Genomic DNA, 2,321 nt, shown 5'->3' with positions numbered 1-2,321 from the left:
AACAACTACTTTTGGAGTAAAAGATGAATCAGCAGGTGTTACTACACTTAAAGGCGCTATGGCAGTGATGGATATAGTTGAAACAGCTACAACAAATCTTGATCAAATCAGAGCAGACATTGGTTCGGTGCAAAATCAACTTCAAGTGACTATAAACAATATCACTGTTACTCAAGTCAATGTTAAAGCAGCAGAATCAACCATAAGAGATGTAGACTTTGCAGCTGAGAGTGCAAATTTTTCTAAATATAACATCCTTGCGCAATCAGGTTCTTATGCTATGAGTCAGGCTAATGCAGTGCAGCAAAATGTTTTAAAACTTCTTCAATAATTTCTTAGATGCTTTTATGCATCTAAGCTTTTAAAGTGCTTTTTTCTTTTCTAAAAAGTCTTGTAAAGCTAAAATAGCGATTTTAAGTCTTTTGTCTTGAGCTTCTAAAAGTTCTATGATATTTTCTATCAAAGCTTCGTGTGCATAAACCCAAGCAAAAAGTTTATTTTGTTTATCAGATTCATCTTTGATATCTTTAAGATATAAAGGCGTTAATATACTTTGTTCATGATGTAAAGTAGGGCCTAAAATTTCTTGTAAAAAGAGATATTTTTTATTTGAAAGTTTTTCTTTGATTTTGTCTATATTTTGATTTATTTGTTCAAGAGAGAGCTTGTTTTTTCCATGGGTAAGATTGTGAATTTGTTTTTGAACTTTTTTACACTCTTTTTTAAAATTCAAAGATAAATTCATATTTTTTTTGATTTTTTGATAGATTTTTAATCCGAGTTTTACTTGTTCTTTAGTATTTAAAACTTGTAATTTTTTAAATTTTTTATCTTTTTTATTTTCGAGTAAATTTTCGCAAAGTTCTTTAAAAGGTTTTTCTATAGCGCTTTCTATCCTAGCACCTCCTTCAGTGCAATTATAAGTTTTACTTTTGCTAAAAGCAATGAAATTTTCAAAAATTTGTCTAAAAAGTGTCCAAATTTCAGAACTTTGAACTTTTCCATTTCCTCCATAAGCTGTAGTGCTAAATCTATCTAAGTCTCTTTCATAGTCTCCATTATGTAAATTAGCATGGATGAAACCTTGAGAATGTGTTTGTCCATCTTTGGCATAAGCTAAATCCTGACCTATGAGAATGATGTTGTTATGTCCTAAATTTTCAGCCAGTTCATAAGCCATATGAGATACACTCATACCTGCATTAATATACCCATAATCATCTAGATCTAAATATCTCGCAAAAGGTTGGCCTTTTATAATTAAAATGTATTTTCTTTGATTTTTTTCAAGATAAGAAATGGTTTTTTTATGCACCAAAGAAGCTACTAGAAAAATGATGTCTTTATCAAAATCTTTAAAATCATTATTAAAACATTCAGCTACTATTTCATCGCGTTCCAACATACAAACATAATCAGGCTTTATACCATGTTTAGCTAAAATAGGATAAGAAGAATCTGCACAAAAAATTGTAGCTTTATTAGCATATTTTTTTAATAAAGGAAGTTGTTTAGTAAGAGATGGTCCTGTAGAAACAATGATAGCTGTATCACTTAAATTCTTTCTTTTAGAAAGTAATTCTTTATAACTAGGATGGGTAATCATTTGAGGAAGATTATAAACAAATTGTTCTATACCTTGCATGGCATCTTTAGGATCATTTCCACGCATAAGATTGTGATTTTTGATAATTTGCATATTGAGTTTATTAAGTTTTAAAATATCTTCTTTATAGTGTTCATAAAAATCATTAGCAATGTGTAGGTTATAAGAACGATAAAACAAATCCCCTATCAAACGAAAAACTTTATCCATTTTAGGAAGATTAATATCGTCATGATGTAAAATAATGAGTCGCCCTAAGCTTAAATCTTTGCTAAAATCTATGAAATTTAAAGCCAAAAAGATAAGTTCTAATTCTTTTTCAAAGATGATTATTCTTTTAAGTGCTTGATTTTGAAGTAGAATTTTATATAAAATTCCATTTCCAAAACCATAAAAAAAAAGCACAGGATAGCGTGCAAAATCTTTAAAATATTCTAAATTTTTTTCAAGTTCTTTGATGGGATCTTGATACATTTTTTTTAAATTTCTTTTTTTTATGATATTGATATCAAGATTATCTTTTCCTTGAGTGAAAGTAAATTCTCTAAGCTCTTTTAGATCCTTAAGTTTTTTGCGTAAGTTGTTATACTCAAAACCGCTTAAAGCTTTTAAATTTTTGTTAAAATTATTTTCTTCTCTCACCTTCTTACCCTTTCCATCCATTTATCTAATTTTCTTTCTTTAAGTTTTTCTTCTAAAGGAAGTATATTTTTTA

Annotated in this window: 2 protein-coding genes; one reads left to right on the top strand and one right to left on the bottom strand. The window is 28.2% G+C overall.

The window, feature by feature from the left end:
- On the top strand, nucleotides 1-331 hold a 331-nt coding region (locus tag ELQ04_RS08465), incomplete at its 5' end, for a flagellin (protein ID WP_279586059.1).
- A gap of 30 nt (nucleotides 332-361) precedes the next feature.
- Here ELQ04_RS08465 and ELQ04_RS08460 read toward each other — a convergent pair.
- Nucleotides 362-2,248, bottom strand: coding sequence for a motility associated factor glycosyltransferase family protein (locus tag ELQ04_RS08460; protein ID WP_134224514.1), 1,887 nt, complete (start codon nucleotides 2,246-2,248; stop codon nucleotides 362-364).
- Nucleotides 2,249-2,321: the final 73 nt, after the last annotated feature.

The sequence above is a fragment of the Campylobacter sp. CH278 genome (assembly GCF_004378845.1).
GTDB classification, from domain to species: domain Bacteria; phylum Campylobacterota; class Campylobacteria; order Campylobacterales; family Campylobacteraceae; genus Campylobacter_D; species Campylobacter_D jejuni.
Note: the sequence above shows the minus strand (reverse complement) of the source record. Positions and strands in the feature narration are given on the sequence as shown.